Source organism: Streptomyces sp. NPDC048254 (assembly GCF_043201895.1).
Classification (GTDB): Bacteria; Actinomycetota; Actinomycetes; order Streptomycetales; family Streptomycetaceae; genus Streptomyces.
On record NZ_JBICZJ010000014.1, the window covers coordinates 248,605 to 267,872 of the forward strand.

At 70.5% G+C, this 19,268-nt stretch carries 18 protein-coding genes and 4 pseudogenes; 7 read left to right on the plus strand and 15 right to left on the minus strand.

The window, feature by feature from the left end; all coding sequences use genetic code 11:
• Positions 1 to 81 precede the first annotated feature (81 nt).
• Complete coding sequence (locus ACGFZQ_RS34450; protein WP_393843631.1) at positions 82 to 318, plus strand: hypothetical protein; 237 nt, start codon at positions 82 to 84, stop codon at positions 316 to 318.
• Between the two features lie 482 nt (positions 319 to 800).
• On the opposite strand, the gene ACGFZQ_RS34455 is transcribed toward ACGFZQ_RS34450, so the two are convergent.
• The 11 genes and pseudogenes from ACGFZQ_RS34455 to ACGFZQ_RS34505 form a co-directional block, all read right to left on the minus strand.
• Positions 801 to 1,220, minus strand: a complete 420-nt coding sequence (locus ACGFZQ_RS34455; protein ID WP_393843632.1) for a CBS domain-containing protein — start codon at positions 1,218 to 1,220, stop codon at positions 801 to 803.
• Positions 1,217 to 2,020 carry a metallophosphoesterase gene (locus tag ACGFZQ_RS34460; protein ID WP_393843633.1) on the minus strand — a complete coding sequence of 268 codons (804 nt, stop codon included), beginning with the start codon at positions 2,018 to 2,020 and terminating at the stop codon, positions 1,217 to 1,219. Before ACGFZQ_RS34460 ends, ACGFZQ_RS34455 begins: the two co-directional genes overlap by 4 nt.
• Complete coding sequence (locus ACGFZQ_RS34465) at positions 2,017 to 2,259, minus strand: BON domain-containing protein (RefSeq protein WP_393843634.1); 243 nt, start codon at positions 2,257 to 2,259, stop codon at positions 2,017 to 2,019. Before ACGFZQ_RS34465 ends, ACGFZQ_RS34460 begins: the two co-directional genes overlap by 4 nt.
• A complete protein-coding gene (locus ACGFZQ_RS34470) occupies positions 2,256 to 2,915 on the minus strand; it encodes a hypothetical protein (protein ID WP_393843635.1) in 660 nt (219 codons plus the stop codon). The genes ACGFZQ_RS34465 and ACGFZQ_RS34470 overlap by 4 nt, the downstream gene beginning before the upstream one ends.
• Complete coding sequence (locus ACGFZQ_RS34475; protein ID WP_393843636.1) at positions 2,912 to 3,550, minus strand: diguanylate cyclase; 639 nt, start codon at positions 3,548 to 3,550, stop codon at positions 2,912 to 2,914. The genes ACGFZQ_RS34470 and ACGFZQ_RS34475 overlap by 4 nt, the downstream gene beginning before the upstream one ends.
• 229 nt (positions 3,551 to 3,779) lie before the next feature.
• Positions 3,780 to 3,869, minus strand: a pseudogene (locus ACGFZQ_RS34480) (cysteine hydrolase); the annotation flags it as partial.
• Positions 3,860 to 4,075: pseudogene (locus ACGFZQ_RS34485) on the minus strand (hypothetical protein); the annotation flags it as partial. The pseudogenes ACGFZQ_RS34485 and ACGFZQ_RS34480, both read right to left, overlap by 10 nt.
• A 310-nt stretch (positions 4,076 to 4,385) precedes the next feature.
• Entirely contained in the window at positions 4,386 to 5,366 is a 981-nt protein-coding gene (gene nrfD, locus ACGFZQ_RS34490; protein WP_393843637.1) for an NrfD/PsrC family molybdoenzyme membrane anchor subunit, read from the minus strand.
• A complete protein-coding gene (locus tag ACGFZQ_RS34495; protein ID WP_393843638.1) occupies positions 5,363 to 6,274 on the minus strand; it encodes a 4Fe-4S dicluster domain-containing protein in 912 nt (303 codons plus the stop codon). The genes nrfD and ACGFZQ_RS34495 overlap by 4 nt, the downstream gene beginning before the upstream one ends.
• Positions 6,271 to 9,516 (minus strand): formate dehydrogenase, encoded by a 3,246-nt coding sequence (gene fdh, locus ACGFZQ_RS34500; protein ID WP_393843639.1) that lies wholly within the window; start codon positions 9,514 to 9,516, stop codon positions 6,271 to 6,273. The genes ACGFZQ_RS34495 and fdh overlap by 4 nt, the downstream gene beginning before the upstream one ends.
• 721 nt (positions 9,517 to 10,237) lie before the next feature.
• Positions 10,238 to 10,900 carry a diguanylate cyclase gene (locus ACGFZQ_RS34505; RefSeq protein WP_393843640.1) on the minus strand — a complete coding sequence of 221 codons (663 nt, stop codon included), beginning with the start codon at positions 10,898 to 10,900 and terminating at the stop codon, positions 10,238 to 10,240.
• Between the two features lie 155 nt (positions 10,901 to 11,055).
• Here ACGFZQ_RS34505 and ACGFZQ_RS34510 point away from each other — a divergent pair, with 155 nt between their 5' ends.
• From ACGFZQ_RS34510 to ACGFZQ_RS34520, 3 genes and pseudogenes are all read left to right on the plus strand, one after another.
• A complete protein-coding gene (locus ACGFZQ_RS34510; RefSeq protein ID WP_393843641.1) occupies positions 11,056 to 12,012 on the plus strand; it encodes an LLM class F420-dependent oxidoreductase in 957 nt (318 codons plus the stop codon).
• 22 nt (positions 12,013 to 12,034) lie between these two features.
• Complete coding sequence (locus ACGFZQ_RS34515) at positions 12,035 to 12,601, plus strand: cysteine hydrolase family protein (RefSeq protein ID WP_393843642.1); 567 nt, start codon at positions 12,035 to 12,037, stop codon at positions 12,599 to 12,601.
• Positions 12,602 to 12,641: 40 nt separating this feature from the next.
• Positions 12,642 to 13,216, plus strand: a pseudogene (locus ACGFZQ_RS34520) (FAD-binding oxidoreductase); the annotation flags it as partial.
• A 105-nt stretch (positions 13,217 to 13,321) separates the two neighbouring features.
• Here ACGFZQ_RS34520 and ACGFZQ_RS34525 read toward each other — a convergent pair.
• A pseudogene (locus ACGFZQ_RS34525) lies at positions 13,322 to 13,614 on the minus strand (SpoIIE family protein phosphatase); the annotation flags it as partial.
• A gap of 436 nt (positions 13,615 to 14,050) precedes the next feature.
• Positions 14,051 to 14,305, minus strand: a complete 255-nt coding sequence (locus tag ACGFZQ_RS34530; protein ID WP_393843643.1) for a hypothetical protein — start codon at positions 14,303 to 14,305, stop codon at positions 14,051 to 14,053.
• On the opposite strand from ACGFZQ_RS34530, the gene ACGFZQ_RS34535 reads away from it, so the two are divergent.
• Entirely contained in the window at positions 14,304 to 15,146 is an 843-nt protein-coding gene (locus ACGFZQ_RS34535; RefSeq protein WP_393843644.1) for a phosphotransferase, read from the plus strand. The two genes, ACGFZQ_RS34530 and ACGFZQ_RS34535, sit on opposite strands and share 2 nt — an antisense overlap.
• Positions 15,147 to 16,253: 1,107 nt before the next feature.
• Here the strand turns inward: ACGFZQ_RS34535 and ACGFZQ_RS34540 are convergent.
• Together ACGFZQ_RS34540 and ACGFZQ_RS34545 are read right to left on the minus strand one after the other, a co-directional pair.
• Positions 16,254 to 16,655 (minus strand): PPOX class F420-dependent oxidoreductase, encoded by a 402-nt coding sequence (locus ACGFZQ_RS34540; RefSeq protein WP_393843645.1) that lies wholly within the window; start codon positions 16,653 to 16,655, stop codon positions 16,254 to 16,256.
• Between the two features lie 259 nt (positions 16,656 to 16,914).
• Positions 16,915 to 17,358 (minus strand): hypothetical protein, encoded by a 444-nt coding sequence (locus tag ACGFZQ_RS34545; RefSeq protein ID WP_393843646.1) that lies wholly within the window; start codon positions 17,356 to 17,358, stop codon positions 16,915 to 16,917.
• Positions 17,359 to 17,566: 208 nt separating this feature from the next.
• On the opposite strand from ACGFZQ_RS34545, the gene ACGFZQ_RS34550 reads away from it, so the two are divergent.
• Both ACGFZQ_RS34550 and ACGFZQ_RS34555 read left to right on the plus strand, forming a co-directional pair.
• A complete protein-coding gene (locus ACGFZQ_RS34550; protein ID WP_393843647.1) occupies positions 17,567 to 17,707 on the plus strand; it encodes a hypothetical protein in 141 nt (46 codons plus the stop codon).
• A gap of 681 nt (positions 17,708 to 18,388) precedes the next feature.
• The gene (locus tag ACGFZQ_RS34555) at positions 18,389 to 19,120 is read left to right on the plus strand and encodes a thioesterase II family protein (protein ID WP_393843648.1); all 732 of its coding nucleotides are present in this window, start codon (positions 18,389 to 18,391) and stop codon (positions 19,118 to 19,120) included.
• Positions 19,121 to 19,268: the final 148 nt, after the last annotated feature.

Genomic DNA, 19,268 nt, shown 5'->3' on the forward strand with positions numbered 1-19,268 from the left:
GACCGACGTGGAGGTTTGTCCCCTCACTCCGAGGACACCCGCGTTTCGCCCCTCGCGCGGCGTTCCCGAGAAGGACATGCCATGGCAGTGCTCGCGGTGCTCATTCCGCCCTTCATGCTCGGCCTGCTGCTCGTCCTGGGCAGATACGAGGAGCTGCTGCTGCCGGAGAAGGGCACCGAGCGGCCCGCCCCGGCCGTCACACCGACCGAGCCCGCCCCGCTTCCGGCGGGGGGTCTCGCCCCTTCGCCCCGAGTCCCCACTTCGTCGATCGAGTCCGGCGCCCCGCGACTCCTCGATCTGGGCCTGCCGCAGGTCTGACCGGATGTTTGTCCCGGATTGACGGGGTGCCCTCAGGTCAGTGCTTCGGACAGGCGGCACGTCCGTGGGAACGGCTGTCGCATGGGGTATTGCCTGTCCGTCCGGCGAGTGTGCCCCCACGGTGATCGTCCACTCCAGTTCGTCGCACGACGACGGCCCCGACACCGCGGAGTCCTTCCGCTTGCTCGTCCTGCCCGCCCCCGGCCCGCAGCACGCGACCAGATCGTGGCGGCATGGCCGACCTCACGCCAGGCCCCGGATCAACTCAACCAACGGCATTCGATCTTGGTCCGGGACCTTCGACATCCACTTTTGACATCGAGGCGGGGGGCGCCTCTTGCTCAGAGGTGGTCCATGAGGCTCATGGTTTCGCGTCGCGTGTCCTGGTCATCGGTGCCGGATGCCCGCTGCGGGGGCATCGACGGCCGACCGGCGCCGACCTGCCGGCCCCGGCTGGCTGGCTGCTGGCTGGCGGAATGTCTTCACGTGTTGGGCCGGGCCGCGCTGATGTCGCCGAGGGCGGACTTCTCGTCGCGCTCGATCGCGAGGTCGCCCAGGGAGAGGATGCCGACCGGCCGGTCGCCCTCGACGACCGGGAGCCGCCGTACGGCGTGCTCGCGCATCAGCCGGACGGCCCTGTCCAGGCTGTCGTCCGGGGTGACGGTGACCAGGTCTTCGCTGGCGGCCTGCATCACCGTCGTCTGCTCGAGGTCGGCGCCTTCGGCGAAGGCCCTCACCACCAGGTCGCGGTCGCTCACCAGGCACCGCAGATGTCCTTCCTCGGTCACCAGGACGGCGCCGACGTCCTGGTCCCGCATCAGCCGGGCCACAGAGGTCACCGACGCCTGCGGTTCGACGGTCACTAGGTCGCTCGTCATGATGTCGCGCACATGCTGGGTCATGACCGGTCCCTTTCTCGCTGTTCGCGGGTCTCTGCCAACGGCCGGGTACCCCTTGTGGGCGATCCCTCCCAGGGCTGGCTCGTGTTCACGCGGTAGATGTGGAAGGCCCGCCCGATGACGGGCTGCGCCACGTTGCGAACCTTCACCCCGCCGCCGGTCATGCCGTGTTCGGTGCCGGCGTGCGCGTGCCCGTGGACGGCCAGGTCGGCGCCCGCCGTGTCGATGGCCTCGGCGAGCAGGTAGCTGCCGAGGAACGGGTAGATCTCCAGGGGTTCGCCGGCCAGGGTGTCGGGGACGGGGGCGAAGTGGGTGAGGGCGATCCGCGCATCGCACGCGTACCGGTGGAGCTCCTCCAGAGCCGCGCGCAGACCGTCGGCGCGGTGGCGTGAGTACCGTACGAACTCCTTCATGACGGGCTCGCCGAACTCGCCGGCGCACCGTCCCACGAAGCCGCCGCCGAACCCCTTGGTGCCGGCCACGCCGATCCGCAGGCCGCCGTGGGTCACGACGGTCGCCTGGCCCTCCAGGACGTGTGCTCCGACGTCCCGCAGGATGGCCGTGACCTCGTCGGGGTGGTCGTCGTGGTGGTCGTGGTTTCCGAGGACGGCGACGACTGGGACGCCGAGGTCCTCGATCTCGCGGGCAACCACCTGGGCCTCCTCGGGCGTGCCGTGCCGGGTGAGGTCGCCCGCCAGCAGGAGGACGTCGGCGCAGTCGGGCAGGGTCTCGAAGGCGGGCCGGAGCGTGCCCTGGCTGTCGAGGCCCAGGTGGATGTCGCCGACGGCCGCGACCCGGATCATGCCAGTTCCTCGGAGTGGTCGGGCGGGCCGCTCTCGGCGACGACGAGATCGAAGTGCACCGGCACGCCCGCCAGTTCCTCGTGGGCGACACGACGAATGTCCTCGCGGCATCCGGCGGACGGCACCGTCCCTGTCAGCAGGACCGTATCGCCGCGGACCTCGACCCGCACCCCCAGCTCGCCGCAGGCCCCCTGCGCGAGGCGCTCGGCGAGATGGGCCGCACGGTATTCGAGGTTCATCGCTGCTCCCGGTCCTCGCCGGGGTCGATGACGCTCAGCCGCTCAAGGAGGTAGAGGAAGGCGCCGGCCATCGGCTCGTCCCCGCAGCTGCGGCGCACCTCCCGCCAGTCGACCTTCTCGCGCAGGGACCGGGCGACCGGCAGTACGGCACCGAAGTCGCAGTGGTGCTCCGTGAAAGCGGTGACGAGGTTCACCAGCAGGTCGGTCGCGGACAGCACGGGCATGCGCACCGAGTCGACCGGGAACTCCTGGGCGCGGGCCAGCAGGTCCACGGTCACCGGCCGGCGGGCGAGCTCGAAGATGATGTCGACGTCCTGGCCGAGGCAGGTGGTCTTCACCAGCCAGTCCTCCGGCGGCACACGCACGGTCAGTCCGGCCGAGCTCAGTGACCCGGCCACCGCCTCGGCGTCCTCGGGCAGCACGCAGAAGTCGGCGTCGTGCTGGAGCGTGTCGCTGCCGCCGTGGGCGTAGACCGCCACGCTCCCGGCGAGCGCGAACTTGTGCCCGGCGCGTTTCAGGATGGCAGCCACCTGCTTGGTGGCCTCCAGAATGGCCTGGCTGCGGTCGGGCGGGAGCTGATCCGGCGCGGGTGGCTGCGGGTCCTGGGCGGCCCCTCGGAGGTCGGGGGCGCGATCCGCGCCCTGTCCGGCTCTCATCGACGGCTCCCCCCGCGCGAGGCGGTGCGAAGGCAGCGCCGCAGTTCTTCGGCGTATGGCACGACGACCCCGGCGAGCCCCGCGAGGTACGCGGCCGGCAGCGGATGTTCCTTGGGCAGCGGGCGCCAGTCCTGGCCGTCCGCGCCGCCCCGCAGGGTCTCGCGGACCTGGTCGGTGTGGAGACAGGCCGTGAACGACAGGGCGGTGAGCGGCAGCACCTCCAGGAAGCGGTGGATGTGCTGCACGATGGGCCGCACCTCGCGTTCGCCGACGGCCGGCGACACGTCGTACAGGGCCGTCGCTCCATGGGCGAGGGCGGCGCCGCCCAGCGTGGTGAGCACCAGCGGGTTGACCCGCGCGAGCAGGCCCATGAGCACCGGTACACCGGCCTCGGTCATCATGAGCGCGTGGGCCGCGGACTCCTTGGTACCGGTGGTGTGCTCGATCCGGGTCCGCCGGTGCATCCACCAGTCCGCGAGGCCGGGCACCACCCACAACGGGAGAAGGCCGTAGAGCGGAAAACGCCGGCCGGTGTCCTCCGCCTCGGTCGACCGGAGCGGGATCCGCAGGTCGCCGGGCCGCCGCCAGCCCCGCCAGTTCCTCCAAGCCGTACGGGGCAGAGCGCGCAGTGCCATGGAAACCTCCGTGACAGAGACAAAACCTTCGACCGGGGGGCTTTCGGGCCTTCCGGTAACGCCTCCCAGGTACCCCTCCTTCTGCCGGCGACACCATGCGCAAGCTCGTGCCCGTCGGGTATTTCGGCTGCGGTCACCTCGCGAAGGAACTCGGCTTCCAGGATTCCCGGTGACCCGGACGGCCAACGCCCCTCCGCGTGCGAGAGCTGGTGCTGTAGGGCGCGGTGGCTCTCCGTACCGTGACCTCCGGATGGCGGATGTGCGCGTCCAAGGCGGAGTACAGGGCGCACTGCGCGGTGACCTGACCGGTCACTCGAAGCCGGCCTGTTCGGCCATGCGCGCCTGCTCGACGAGTTCCGCCGGGCGATGTTCCTCACACGCGATGTTCAGCCGGGTGTCGGCGGCGTCGGGGAGGTGCATGCCCACGGCGACTCCGCTGGTCAGGTAGGACAGGGCGGGCTCGGTGAGGCGTACGGCGGGGAGTACGGCGGGTATGCCGGGCGGGTACGGTGTGGTCAGCCCCGCGACCGGTGCCACGCCAGAAAAACGGCGCCTGGATGCCGAAGTGACGCGGGATGCTGCGGGGCCGTGACCGGGTTGCATTCGATCAGGTCGGCGACCTGCGGCACGGTCAGGCCCCGGCCTGGCAGCCGGATGCACTCCCACCGCCGCCGCTCGTTACCCGGCAGATCACGCCCGGCCAGCCGTCGGCGCACCTCGGCGTGCCGCTCGGGGGTCGATGTCGACCACCGGGAGTCGGTCCTGCAGGTCGTCTTCCGGTCCGTCGGTCTCGGCGGACTCTGTGAGGGGTGACCGAGCCTGGGGCCGTACGCCGTCAGCTCTCGGCCTCGCCGGACGGGTTCGTGCCGGCGCGTTGGGGTGCGACCGTGTACTTCGGGTCCTCGGCCGAGGCCACTCCTGCCGCGAAGATGCCGAAGCGGGTGCAGGCCGAGCCCGCGAGGAGGGCGAGGCCCGCGACGCCGGCCGCCGGGCGGCTGCGGTGGCCGAGCAGCAGGCCGGTGGCGGCGCCGGTCGCGGTGAGCAGCCGGGCGGTGCGCAGCAGGGTTCCGGCGCGGCCCTGGTGGTAGGTCTCCGCGACCATGCCGAGGCGCCGTTCGGCCGCCCGGGTCGCGGCTTCCTCAGCGCCGGCGGCGAGCACTGCGGCGCAGCGTGCGGGTGCCGTCTCGTGCACCGGACCGAGGAGCAGGGCCATGCCGGAGGCGGCAGCCGTCGCGGAGGCGGCGAACAGGTAGGGGAGTTCCCGGTGCGCGCCGTGCCAGGCGGGAACGGCGGTGTCCGCCGCCAGGACCGCGGTGTAGGAGGCGATCGCCGGTCCGAGCAGAGCCGCGGCCGCGGTCGCCGTGGCCCCGGCCCTGGGCAGCCGCCCGGTGACGGCGGTGACCGCGGCAGCGCCGGCCGCCGGTCCGTAACCGGCGAGGAGCCAGGAGCCCACGCTCATGGGGGAGGTCGGCTTGAGCACCCGGAGCATGTTGGGGAACCGGCTCGGCACCCCGAGGTCGTGCACGAGTGCGGCGGCGGACAGTGAGACCGCGGCAAGGGAGGACACCTTCATCGCCGTGGCGGTGGTCGTACGTCCCGTGAGCTGGGCGCCCGCCGCGAGCACGGAGCCCGCGCCGGCGAGCCCGCCCAGGAAGAAGTACCCGGCGATGTCCCGGGCACTCCAGGACGGTGCCTTGATGACCGGGCGTCCGTAGTACGACTCGAACTCGGCCCGGGGGACCATGAGTTGCTCCCCGCGGCGCTTACGGCGCCGCTGGCGCGTGCCCTGCCCGGAACTGTCGGCGGAGTCGCTCATGATGTGGCCTTCCTGCGCAGCAGACCGGGCAGTGCGAACGAGACGGCGAAGGCTCCGGCCAGGGAGAGGGCCGCCACACCGGCGTGCTTCCACATCGTGGGGAGGTCGCGGGTGGCGACGACCGGGTTCGGGGGCAGCCCGTAGACCTCGGGCTCGTCGAGGAGCAGGAAGAACGCGCCGTCGCCGCCGACCCCGTCGTCGGGCTCGTGCCCGTACAGCCGCGCGCCGTCCACGCCCGCCGCGTGCAGTTGGTCCACGCGCAGTGCGGCTCGTTCGCGCAGTTCGTCCAGAGGACCGAACTGGATGGACTCGGTCGGGCAGGCTTTGGCGCAGGCGGGTTCCTGGCCGGCGCCGAGCCGGTCGTAGCACATGGTGCACTTGAACGCCCGCCCGTCCTCGGGGCGTTGTTCGATGACGCCGTACGGGCAGGCGGGTACGCAGTAGCCGCAGCCGTTGCAGATGTCCTCCTGGACGACGACTGTGCCGAACTCGGTCCGGAAGAGGGAGCCGGTGGGGCAGACGTCGAGGCAGGCGGCGTGGGTGCAGTGTTTGCACACGTCGGACGACATCAGCCAGCGCATTTCCCCGGGCTCGGCGGAAGGCTCGGGCCCGGCTTCGGCCAGGGGAAGCCGGGTGCGTCCGTCCGGCGCCGGGACCTGCTGTTCGATGAAGGCGACATGGCGCCAGCTGGAGGCGCCGAGGCCCTGGGTGTTGTCGTAGCTCATGCCGGTGAGGGAGAGGCCGTCCTCCGGGATGGCGTTCCACTCCTTGCAGGCGACCTCGCAGGCCTTGCAGCCGATGCAGACGGAGGTGTCCGTGAAGAAGCCGACGCGGGGCGGGGGTTCGGGGTGTCCTGCGTCGCGTGCGGGGTCGGGTTCGGTACCGCTGAGCAGGTGACGGTCGGTCATTTCCGGGTCTCCGTCCCTGTGCTGGCGGTGATGCCCGCGCGGCTGCGGTACTCGGCGACCAGCTTCGGCAGGTCGGGCCCGCGGGGTCGGCGGCCCGGGCGGATGTCGGCGGTCAGCGCCTTGTCCTCCTGGATATGGGCGTTGGGGTCGAGGGCGATCGCGACGAGTTCGTTGGCCGCGTCGCCGGTGGCCACGCCGTTGGGACCCCAGTGGAACGGCAGCCCGATCTGGTGGATCGTCCGGCCGTGCACCGTGAGGGGGGTGATCCGGGCGGTGACCATGACGCGGGCCTCGACGGCGTTGCGGGCCGTGACGATGGTGGCCCATCCCAGGTGCTCAAGGCCGCGTTCGGCGGCCAGTTGGGGGGAGACCTCGCAGAAGAACTCCGGCTGGAGTTCGGAGAGATACGGCGACCAGCGGCTCATACCGCCCGCCGTGAAGTGCTCGGTGAGGCGGTGCGTGGTGATGACGTACGGGAAGACCTCGGCGCCTTTCTCGTCACCGCTCGGGTGGTAGCGGTTGCCCTCCCGGGGCAGCAACTGGCGTACGGGGGAGCGCGGTGTGGAGGGATGGAGGGCGTTGGCGAAGGGGGAGTCCTGCGGTTCGTAGTGGGTCGGGAGTGGCCCGTCCTCCAAGCCCGCGGGCGCGTACAGCCAGCCCTTGCCGTCGGCCTGCATGATGAACGGGTCGTCGCCGCGCAGCGCGTCGGGTCCGGTCGCGTCCTCGTCCGGTACGAAGCCAGGGGCGCGGTCGGGTACGAAGTCCGGGACGTCGTACCCGGTCCACTTCCCCTCCTCCTCGTCCCACCAGACGTACGCCTTGCGCTCGCTCCACGGAGTGCCGTCCGGGGCGGCCGACGCCCGGTTGTAGAGGACACGGCGGTTGGCGGGCCACGCCCAGGCCCATTCGGCGGCCACCCAGTCCTGCTCGCTTCCGGGCCGGCGGCGGGCGGCCTGGTTGACACCGTTCGCGTACACCCCGCAGTAGATCCAGCAGCCGCACCTCGTCGTACCGTCGTCCTTGATTTCGGTGTACGCCGAGAGCGGTGCCCCGCCCGGGCCGTGGCCGTTGATCTCGGCGAGCACGGCGGCGGCATCCGGTTCGGCCAGCGGGCCGTCGACGGGGTAGTCCCAGGTCAGATCCTGTACGGGCCGGTCCATCGGGTCGGTCGAGGCGGCCAGCCGTTCCTTGATGCGGCGGCCGAGGTGGTACATGAACCACAGGTCGCTGCGGGCGTCGCCGTCGGGTTCGACGGCCGCGTGGTGCCACTGCAGCCAGCGGTTGGTATTGGTGAACGAGCCGTTCTTCTCGGTGTGAGCGGCGGCGGGGAAGAAGAACACCTCGGTGCCGATCTCCTCGGTGCGCAGTTCCCCGGTCTCGATCTCCGGGCCGTCCTGCCACCAGGTCGCCGACTCGATGAGGGAGAAGTCGCGTACGACGAGCCACTCCAGGTTGGCCATGCCGAGCCGTTGGAGCCGTGTGTTGGCGGAGCCGACCGCGGGGTTCTCGCCCATCAGGAAGTAGCCCTTGCACACCCCGTCCAACTGGGCCATCACCGTGTCGTACGTGGAGTGGGAGCCGGTCAGGCGCGGCAGGTGGTCGAAGCAGAAGTCGTTGGCGGCGGTGGCCGCGTCGCCGTAGTACGCCTTCAGGAGGCTGACGAAGTAGGCCCGCATGTTGCCCCAGAAGCCCTTGTCGGTGCGGCTGGCCTCGATGAACGCGTCCAGGTCCTCGTGCGCGTGGGCGTGCGGCATGGGGAGATAGCCGGGCAGCAGGTTGAAGAGGGTGGGGATGTCGCTGGAGCCCTGGATGGAGGCATGGCCGCGCAGGGCCTGGATGCCGCCGCCGGGGCGGCCGATATTGCCTAGCAGCAGCTGGAGCACGCTCGCGGCGCGGATGTACTGGGCGCCGACCGAGTGCTGGGTCCAGCCGACCGCGTACACGAACGCGCTTGTCCGCTCGCGGCCCGAGTTGGCGGTCAGGTCCTCGCACACCTGGAGGAACTTCGCGCGCGGTACGCCGCAGACCTCCTCCACCAGCTCCGGCGTGTAGCGGGCGTAGTGACGCTTGAGGACCTGATAGACGCAGCGCGGGTCGCGCAGCGACTCGTCACGGGGCGCCCGGCCCGCGGTGCGCGCCCCGCCCGAGCCGTGCGCCTCCGGGCCGCCGGAGCCATGGACGCGCTCCTCGTACTGTTCGTCGACCTCGCCGGTGGGCTGCTGCACCTCGACACCCTCGTACTGCCAGCTCGACGGGTCATAGTGGTGCTTGTCCTCGTCCAGCCCGGAGAAGACACCGTCGAGGTCCTCGGTGTCGCGGAAGTCCTCGCTCACCAGGGTGGCGGCGTTGGTGTAGGCGAGGACGTACTCGCGGAAGTCCTTCTCCTCGGTCAGGACGTGGTTGATGATCGCGCCGAGGAACGCGATGTCGCTGCCGGCCCGGATCGGGACATGCAGGTCGGCCAGCGCGCTGGTGCGGGTGAACCGCGGGTCCACGTGGATGACCCGGGCGCCGCGCGCCTTGGCCTCCATCACCCACTGGAAGCCGACGGGGTGGGCCTCGGCGAAGTTGGAGCCCTGGATCACGATGCAGTCGGAGTGCTGGAGGTCCTGCATGAAGGTGGTGGCACCACCCCGCCCGAAGGAGGTGCCGAGCCCGGCGACCGTGGAGCTGTGGCAGACCCGGGCCTGGTTCTCCACCTGGACGACGCCAAGACCGGTCAGCAGCTTCTTGATCAGGTAGTTCTCCTCGTTGTCGAGGGTGGCGCCGCCGAGACTGGCGATGCCGAGCGTGCGCGCGGTGCGCAGCCCGTCGGACTCCCACTCCCAGGTCCGGCGCCGCGTCTCGATGACCCGGTCGGCCACCATGTCCATGGCGGTCTCCAGGTCGAGGGGTTCCCAGTCGGTGGCGTACGGCCGCCGGTAGAGCACCTCGTGGCGACGGGCCGGGCCGGTGGTGAGCTGCAGCGTGGCCGAACCCTTGGGACACAGGCGTCCCCGGCTGATGGGCGAGTCCGGGTCGCCCTCGATCTGGACGACCTTGCCGTCCTTGACGTAGAGCTGCTGTCCGCAGCCCACCGCGCAGTAGGGACATACGGATCGCACCACCCTGTCGGCGGTGACCGTGCGCGGCCTGAGGTGCTGGGTGCGCGCCGACATGGCGGCCCGGCCCCGGCCCAGCGGGTCTGATGCGGTCAGCTGACGGAAGGCGGGCCAGTCGCTGATCCACGTACGCACACCCATGGTGTGTCCTTTCGGCGGCCGGAATGCCCGGCGGCATGGGTGGGTGTCACTCCCAGACTGGCCCACCGGGATGGATACGGCGCGCGGGGCGTCAACCGGGCGGATCCTCGGACACGGGGTGTCCGGATCGGGGATCTCTGGAGTCAAGGGAGCCATGCCGGCCCGTTCCGGCCACGTCCCCGTGGGGCATCCCGGGGTTCGGCTGCTCGTCCTCGGCCTTCCACGTCGCGTCACTGCCCGGCTTCCAGGGCTTCTCGCCGGCGACCCTCCGCTGGTCGGGCAGGTCCCTGAACACGGGACTGGCACACTGCGCTCTGTCGTTCCCGGGATCCTTCGGACGGCGGTCGGACACGATGCTTTCCCTCTCACGGCCGGGCAATGGGTTTTGGCCTCGGGTACCCGCCGCCGGTGTGGCTACGCAGGGCCAGTGGAGTCCGCTGGGTCGCGGTACAACAGGTGACCGTTCGGGGATGGCCGTGCACGCTGACGGTGACGGGCTCGCCGAACACTCCCGCCGGACCGCAGCCAGGCCATCGTGGAGGCGACCAAACAGGTGGGCGCCCCGCTGAAGCGCGCCGGGATCAAGTTCGCGCTGGCTGCCGGCAGCGTCGCGGTGCCCCGGTTCCTGAGGCGGCTACCGCCGGACCAGAGGTGAGTGTCGCTGGTCTGGTAGCGGCAACGGACCGGCCACCCGTTCCGCGCGGCGCCAGGCGGCTGACTGTCATCGTCGGCTCCCCTCGCCCACCGCGGCGCGCAGGCAGCGCCGGAGTTCCTCGGCGTAGGGCAGGGCGACACCGCCCGCGATGATCGCGGCGAGCCCCGCGAGGTACGCGGCGGGCAGCGGGTGCTCCTTGGGCAGCAGCCGCCAGTCCTGCGGTTCCGGGCCGCCCCGCAGGGTCTTGCGGACCTGGTCGGCGTGCAGACAGGCGGTGAAGGCCAGCGCGGTGAGCGGCAGCACCTCCAGGAAGCTGTGGATGTGCTGCTCGATCGGGCGGACCTCCCGCTCCTTGACGGCCAGCGACACGTCGTACACGGCCGTCGCCCCGTGGGCCAGGGCAGCGCCGCCCATCACGCTGAGCACCAGCGGGTTGACACGGGCCAGCAGGCCCATGAGGACGGGGATTCCGGCCTCGGTCATCATCAGCGCGTGGACCGCGGACTCCTTGGTTCCGCTGGTGTGCTCGATCCGGGTCCGCCGGTGCATCCACCAGTCGGCGAGGCCCGGCACCACCCACAGCGGGAGGGCGCCGAAGAGCAGGAAGCGGCGGCTCGCGTCCTCGACCGCAGTCGAGTCGGCCGGGATCCGCAGATCGTCGCCGCGGCGCCAGTCCCGCCAGGTCCGCACGTTTTGCAGGGTCTTCCGGGGCAGTGCGCGCAGTGCCATGGACACCTCCGTGACTTCGCTGTGGCCTGGACCTTCGCGCCCGCGAAGGCCCCCGTCCTCGGTACCCCTTCTCCCGCCGGCGACACCGTGTACAACCCGGCCGCCACGGGGTACTCGGCAGCGGTCCCCCAGACGGACGCGGTTCAGGAGGCACGATGGCGGACTTCGGATACTTCCTCTCCTGCGAGGAGCACAGCCCGGCGGAACTCGTCGAGCAGGCGCGGATGGCGGAGCAGGCCGGATTCGACGCACTGTGGATATCCGATCACTACCATCCGTGGCACGACGCCCAGGGCCAGAGCCCGTTCGTGTGGTCGGTGATCGGCGCTCTCTCGCAGGCGGTCTCGCTCCCCGTGGAGACGGCCGTGACCTGCCCACTGGTACGTACGCACCCCGCGGTGATCGCCCAGGCGGCCGCCACCAGCGCGGTCCAGCTGGACGGGCGCTTCCGGTTGGGCGTGGGCACGGGCGAGGCGCTGAACGAGCACATCCTCGGTACCGTCTGGCCCGAGGCGCCGGTGCGTCTGGAGATGCTGGAAGAGGCGCTGCAGATCATCCGGCGGCTGTTCACCGGAGAGCAGATCAGCCACCACGGCAGGCACTACACGGTGGAGAACGCCCGCCTCTACACGGTGCCCGACGAGCCGGTGCCGATCGACGTCTCGGCCTTCGGCCCACAGGCCGCCGAGGTCGCCGCACGGATCGGCGACGGGCTGATCACGATGACACCCGACAAAGCGGTGGTGGAGCGGTTCCGGCGCGGTGGCGGCGGCACGAACCCGGTGTACGGCGGCCTCAAGGTGTGCTGGGGCACCGACGAGCGGGAGGCGGTCCGGACCGCGCACCGGCTGTGGGCCAACGAGCAGCTGCCCGGCGAACTCCCGCAGGTCCTGCCCACCCCACGCCACTTCGGACAGGCGTCCCAACTGGTCACCGAGGAGCACGTGGCTGAGGCCGTCACCTGCGGCGACGACGCGGACGCTCACGTCGAGGCGCTGTCCGCATACGTCGACGCGGGGTTCGACACGGTGTACGTCAACCAGATCGGCAAGGACCAGCAGGGCTTCTTCGACTTCTACCGCACCAAGGTCCTGCCCCGACTGCGGGACTGACCGCACGAGACGAGGGTTCACCATGCCCGGACCCGGACAGAGCGACGGCAGCGCACTCGTCGTGATCGACATGATCAACACATACGACCACGAGGACGCCGAGTTGCTGTTGCCCTCCGCCGAACGGGCCGTACCGGTCCTGGCGGAACTGATCAGCCGGGCCCGGGCCGCGGACGCGCCGGTGATCTACGCGAACGACAACTTCGGGCTGTGGCGCTCCCACCACGGCGAACTCGTCGACACCGCGCTCTCGCGCCCGCATGCCGGCCTGGTCGAGCCGCTCCGCCCGGACGGCGACTCCCTCTTCGTCGTCAAGACACGCCACTCCATCTTCTACGACACGCCCATGGCGTATCTGCTGTGGGAACTGGGCGTGGGGACCGTCGTGCTGACCGGCCAGGTCACCGAGCAGTGCGTCCTCTATTCCGCCCTGGACGCGCACATCCGCCATCTGGACGTCACCGTACCGACCGACGCGGTCGCCTCCATCCACCCCCATCTGGAGGCCGCCGCCCTGGAAATGATGGAGCGCAACATGGGTGCCCGGATTGTCCGGGCGAAGGAAGTGGACTTCCGGGGTACCCGGTGACCGGTCCCGGAAGGAACTCCGCACAGCCCGGAGGTCGCTCATGAGCGAACGCGTCCATGGAGAGCCCCTCGGCGACCTGGTGGCGGCCCTGCGTTCCGAGACCGACGCCGAGGTCCGCTTCGATGCCGGCAGCCGGGGCGCCTGCTCCTCGGACGGCTCCAACTACCGGCAGATCCCGCTCGGCGGGGTCGTCCCCCGGAGCGTCGAGGCCGGGGCGCACGCGGTGCGGGTCTGCGCTCGCTTCGGCGTGCCGGTGTTCTCGCGCGGCGGAGGCTCCAGCCTGGCCGGGCAGACGACCGACGCGGCCGTCGTCATCGACTGGAGCAAGGGAGGCAACGCCCTGGTCTCCGTGGATCCCGAGGCCCGCACCTGGACCTGCACCTGTGTGGTGGAGCCCGGCATCGTCCTGGACGAACTCAACCGCCGGCTGCCCGGCCACCGCCTCCAGTTCGGCCCGAAGCCCTCGACGCACAGCCACTGCGCGCTCGGCGGGATGAACGGCACAACTCGTGCGGGGCGTCCGCGCAGGCGTACGGGAAGGCCGTCGACAACGTCTGTCGCCTCGAAGTGCTGACATACGACGGGCTGCGGATCTGGGTGGGGCCCACCACGCCGGGCGGTCCTGACAAGCCGTGTTGGTCGGGATGGCGCCGACGCCCCCAACATCCCTCTCGCCTCCAGCGGGGCCGGACGAGGATGTGATGCTTCGACCCCCGTGGCGCCTTTGCGTAGGCGCAGGGGTCGGGATGCCCTGCGTTGACCAGTTCGCAGGTGCCCGTTGTGAGGCCGATGCACAGCAATTGGCGAGTGGCCAGGCCGCGGCTGTGGGTCAGCAGGGCGTCGTGGGCGCGTTGCGTCTGCCGGAGTGCGTCACAGCCGTTGCGGCGGGCGCCACGCATGGCGCCGACCAGGGGCGTGGCCAGCCGCGCGGAGTAAGTGTCGTGTCCCATGGCGTCGGTGATGGACAGGTGCAGTGTGTCGCGATCGAGTGTGTAGTCGTAGGTGTCGCTACTGGAGGCGTCAGGTGGTGAGCAGGCGGTTGAAGACGGACCGGAAGCTGCGTAGGACTGTGCGCAGGGCTTCGATGTCCGCTTGCCCACCGCGGTTCCACTGTGCCTGCGTTCGTCGAACGTCACGGCGAGCGTCCGCATGACGCTAGCGACCCGGCTCTGCTGCTGGTACGGCGGCTCCCCCGCGACACTGAACGCTTCAATCGCCCGGCAGAACCCAAAGGCAACCACGGTGGCGCGGCCCCTTCTTGAAGCAACCTCCGCTGCGGATCACCGCCGCCAGCTGAGATCTCCACGATCACGCCGGAGAACACCGCTGCATAGATCAGAACCGGGAACAGCACTACTACGGGTGAACGATCAGGCAGCAGTTCGTATCATTGCTTTGTCCCGTGGGTCGGACAGAGGCCACCGTCAAATAGACAGGGACACCGGAAATCTACCGCAGGTTCGATGGCGGACCGGTGACGGCGGACGTACACGGCCTTGTCGTCGTCCGCGTGCCGAGGTCGGACGACCCGCTGCCGCCCGTCCAGAACGCGGTGGCAACGGCGCGGGTACGGTCGCCTTGGTCGACGAGGACTGGACCGGCCCTCTCCGGGTCCGGGTGCCAGATGATGTCCGCGAAGACATGGGGAGCGTCGCTGTCGTCCCCGAGCGTGTACGCGTACCCGACGATGAGGGAGAACGACATGGAGCCTTCGGAACTCCGTCGCGCGGTGGAGGCAGGACGGGCGATCGCTTCGGAGGTGGGCCTTCGGGTCGACGACGTGGTCGTCGTCAACAACTCAGACCGCGTCGCGCTGCGCCTGGTTCCCTGCGATGTTCTGGCTCGGGTCGCACCGTCGAGGCATCTGGCTGATTCCGAGTTCGAAGTACAGGTCGCTCGCCGTCTGGCGGACGTCGACGCTCCGGTGGCCGAGCTGGAGCCTCGGGTGGAGCCCCGCGTCTACGTGCGCGATGCCTTCGCCATCTCGTTATGGACCTACTACGAACCGGTGGAGACGGAGATTGCGCCGGCCGACTACGCGGATGCGCTCATGCGGCACCATGCGGTCCTGCGCCAGGTCGATCTCGACGCACCGCACTTCACCGATCGAGTCGCCGAGGCACTGAGTGCGGTGACCGACCGGCGGCAGTCCCCTGAACTTCCCGACGCCGACCGGGTACTCCTCAGCAGCACACTGAGTGAACTGAGCGCCGCGATCAGCGTGGACAAAGCCGCCGACCAGTTGTTGCACGGCGAGCCGCATGAGGGCAACCTCCTCCACACGAAGAGGGGGCCGCTTTTCGTGGACCTCGCCACGTGCTGCCGCGGGCCGGTCGAGTTCGACCTCGCCCACGCGCCCGACGAAGTGGAGCAGCACTATGCGGGGGCCGACCAAGACCTGGTTCAGCGGTGCCGCGCCGTGACCTGGGCCATGTTCTCGGCCTGGCGCTGGCGCCGGGAAGACCAGATGCCCGACCGGGACCACTGGAGAGTGGAGGGGCTCAACCGGGTTCGTGCCTCGCTCAATCGCTGCGAACTGGGCTGAACTCGGGAGAGAGCGGGGCTGCTTGTCCATGTCCGCTGCACCGTGCGAGTCAACGAGTCGACCCGACAGGGTGCGGCGGGCTAGCGCGACTCTGCGTATCCGTACCTGAGTCATGCCTTGGCGGAGGCTACTCCGTGCTCGTGCGCAGACGCCTCGGGTCAATAGGCCGCCCTCCCGTGAGCGCGGAGCCGCCGACGTACCTCCTCGGTGAGTCCGGGCGTCCGGTGCGGCCGTGTCGCGAGGCGGAAGGGGATTCCCGTGCCTCGTCTTGGCCGCGCCGAGTTTGTGGAAGGGCAGGACCCCCAGGCGTCGCACCATGTCGAGACCGGCGACGCATGCGGCGTGGCCGTCCACAGCGTCCGAGTCGTCGTGTCAGGGCGGGGGTGCGCCGCCGGTCAGCCGTCGGTAGGTGCCGACCTCGAAGGGCTTGATGCCCTCGCGCGCTGAGTATCGCAGGCGCATGCAGGCATGGGGAAAGGCCGTGTGGACGGGACCCCGGTTGGAGACTTTCCTGCGGCGCGTGGTGCGGCGGATGCTGGCGAGAGAAGCGCCGCAGCCATGGTGGATCCCGCGGCGCCTGCTGACCGTGGTGTCGGCCGACGTCGACGCCAGTGCCGGTGTCGGGGCGGTCTGGCTCGTGTGGCGTCCGAAGTCACCGCGCATGCGTGGCCCTGGGACGCGACGGCGCCGAGCTCTCCAGCATTGGCCCCCATGACGGACTGGACACTCATACCTGGGCACGGCTGAGAGAGGATCTATGACCAGCCTGCTTCCTGGGTCTTCGTCGTGCCGGCTGTCCTGGCTGTTCCTGCCGGTCACCTGGAGAGGGTGAGGTTGTTGTGCAGGAGGACACCACCAGGGCGCTGACCCACCCCCGAGCGCGTCGCCGACACACTCACGGACGCCTCGGCAAGGACCTGGATCGGCGCCGCCTTGCGGGAAGTAGCCACTCCCACGATTTCTACCGGTACTCCGGCGTCCTCGCCCGCCGCCGCGCCAGGAACGCCGCCGTTCCGGCGGCCGCCGAGGCGGAGCCGGTCCAGAGGTGAAGCCGCGCGACGCGGCGGTCCCCCGCCGCGCCGTGGCCCCCGGCCCCGTCACACGAGCTCAGCCGCGGGGGCTGGTGATCCGTTCGGGCTGGATCACGTAGATCACCCGGACCTGGTCGCGGCCGCCGAACCACGGGTAGGGCCCGCCGAGGTACTTCTGCGCGAGCTTCTCGATGTGCTCGACCGCTCCCTCGGTGGTCACCCGCACCACACGGCCGCGGATCTGGACGTAGGAGGACGGTTCCGAGGGATCGGAGACCGCGATGGCCACCCGCGGGTCGCGCGCGATGTTCCGGGTCTTCTGATGCGACTCCACGCTGTTGATCAGGACGTGCTCACCGTCGGTGTCGACCCATGTCTGGGTGAGCTGGGGCGAGCCGTCGGGCATCGTCGTGGCGATGTAGCAGGTGCTGGGGCTTCGCAGCATCGCCACCACGTTCTCGCCGAGGGATACGGGCACGGGGGTCTCCAGGAGTAGGTCCGGTGGACGCCGGACCCACGGTAGCCACGCGTGCAGACCGGCCCACGTCCGGCCCCGGGAACCACGCACCAACCGCCGCTCAGAGTTCGCGGTACCCCTTGTGCTGGGCGGCCTGGGCGCGCGGGCGGACGACGAGCAGGTGGACAGGGCGGAGGCCGGAAGCCTTCGGGCAGTTGTAGGTGAGCGGGGCCGCGACGGCGGGGCCGACCAGAGAACCGGCAGGTGGCGGCCGGGCCGATCACGCCGGGTCCGAACCTCTCCCGGATCCGGTCGGCCGCCCCTCAGCAGTGAGTCGCGCCCGCCGGGCGGCGTCGAGGCTGAGTTGCTCGGCGACCTGACCGCTTTCGACCAGGTCCTCGCCACGCAGTGCGAGACCGGTCAGTCGGCCCCGCTGGAGGCCTGCGCCGTCCGTGAGCTGGTAGGTGGGCTGGCGCCGGTCGTCCCCGTGCCCGGACGGCTCGGCCAGGCGGCGGGGCTTCCCCAACGCGGGTCCGCCGGGAAACCTGAGCGTGAGCGTGACGGCGCGTGCGGCCTGCCCGCGGCGGCGCAGTTCGGCACCGGGTTGCACGACCAGGCTGACGAAGGTGGGCAGGCGCTGCGGGGTGACGGTGCGGGGGTCGATGACGCGGGCCCGGTCGACGGCCGTACGGCCCGCCTTTCCCAGCAGGCACTGCATGGTCACGGCCGGCAGTGCGGCGAGCAGGTCAACGCGGTCGATGCATCTGCTGCGGCACGCCTGCGCGACACACAACTACGAGTCATGGATGAGGGCTAACGGCGGGCTGCGGAAGGCCGTCTGCCGCCGGTGCGGCTGAGCGGGGAGCGTCGGCGCGGACTGCACCTGCCGGGGATGCCGGATCGCGGTCCGGCTCGGTCAGGACCCGGCGTGGATGCATGCCGAGTTCGAACGGCCCGCCCTGCCCGCCGGGCGGCCGCTGCAACTGGCCGTGCGCATCGAGGAACTGGCGCTGAACAGCAACCCGCTGCGCTGCCGCGCCGCCACGGGCCCGCGGCAGAGGCTCGCGCCGTGAGCCCGCGGCCGGGTATCCCCGGCCCTCGACGACCCGTGGTGTGCGTGGCGGAAGTCCCGGGCCGGCTCGGGCTGTTCCCGCCCTGGCCCAGCACCTTCACCCGCAGATGGCCGCCGAACGCCGGGTCGGGCGCCGGGCCGGCCGATCCGCGACGCGGCGCCGTCGTCCGCCGGCAGGACGTCACCGTCCGACGTCACAACGACACCGACGGCCGCCGTCCGCCGTCCGCCGTCCGCCGGATGAACCGAACGCATCGCTCCGCCTCCGACCGCTGCGACGAAAGGTTTCAACGTAGGCGACTGCCACAACGGATCGTTGCCGCCGGGCCAACGCGAAGAGGCTATCCGGGCGCGGTGTGATGACCAGGCGGCCGGGGCGGCGTATGAGTGCACACCGATTTTTTACTCCAGCGTTGCGGGCCGGACGTCGGTCCCGACACGCCGGCCCGGGTCCGGTCTCCAGAAAACCGCAGAAAGAGACCTTCCATTCAGTACCGATTGATTCTTGATCATGAATCTCCGGGCACTGACGGACAGTCAAGCTATTGCCTGAAGGGTTGACAACGCATCAAGGGCCGTGTTGTTCTCTTCGAGGGCGGGACGACCGTACTGTTGGCGCCTGAAGATCATCCCGCTCACACGCACCAAAAACGGGGAAACACGGGGAATCACGGGGATTGACATGTCAAACAGAGCGCCTTCTGGCGCGCTCATAGCCTTCAAGCCGAGATTAACAGACAATCCGGCTCTCGTTTGCGTGCCCTGGGCCGGGGCCGGGGCGGCGCCGTTCCGCGCCTGGACGTCGGTCTTCGGGACCGCCGCGGCCGTCTACGGGGTACGGCTGCCCGGCCGGGAGAGCCGCATCGACGAGCCGTTCTTCGAGGACGTCGACTCCCTCGTCAAGAGCATCGTTGCCGAGGTCGAGTCGCTGGGCGACCGGCCCATCGTCCTGTTCGGACACTGTTCCGGCGCCCTGCTGGCCTACGAGGCCGCGCGCGCCCTGGGCCCGCGGGTGACGCGCCTGGTCGTCGCCTCGCAGCTGCCGCCGGCCGAGGCGGCCCGGACCGCGGCCGACGAACTGGGCTCCCGGGAGTCGCTGGCCGAGCGCTATCTGGGCGAGGACGTCGCCGACGATTCCGAGATGCGTGCGGTGGCCCTGGAAATCCTGGAAGCCGATATCCGTGCCGTTTCCGGATATCAATTCACACCCGGCCGACTGCGCATTCCGATCACGGTATTCCACGGAATGAATGACCGTGAGATACGGTCCGCGGACCTTGCCGGCTGGGTTGCCGAAAGCACGATCCTGTCGGAGATACGCGAAGTGGCAAATGCCGATCACATGTTCAGTGGTGCGGCATGGGCGAATCTCGCCGAGCTGATCGCCGTTGAGCTGGGCCTCGTAACGGTCTGACGCATATCCGACCGCACCACATTTCCCAGTACGACCGCACCGCATTTCCCAATGAGTATCAACGGGTGGAGCGGACGTGGACCGGGCGCGCGACGACGTCCACTGTGGACCGTCGGCGGACCGGCACGCCGTCGACGCCCGGCCCTTC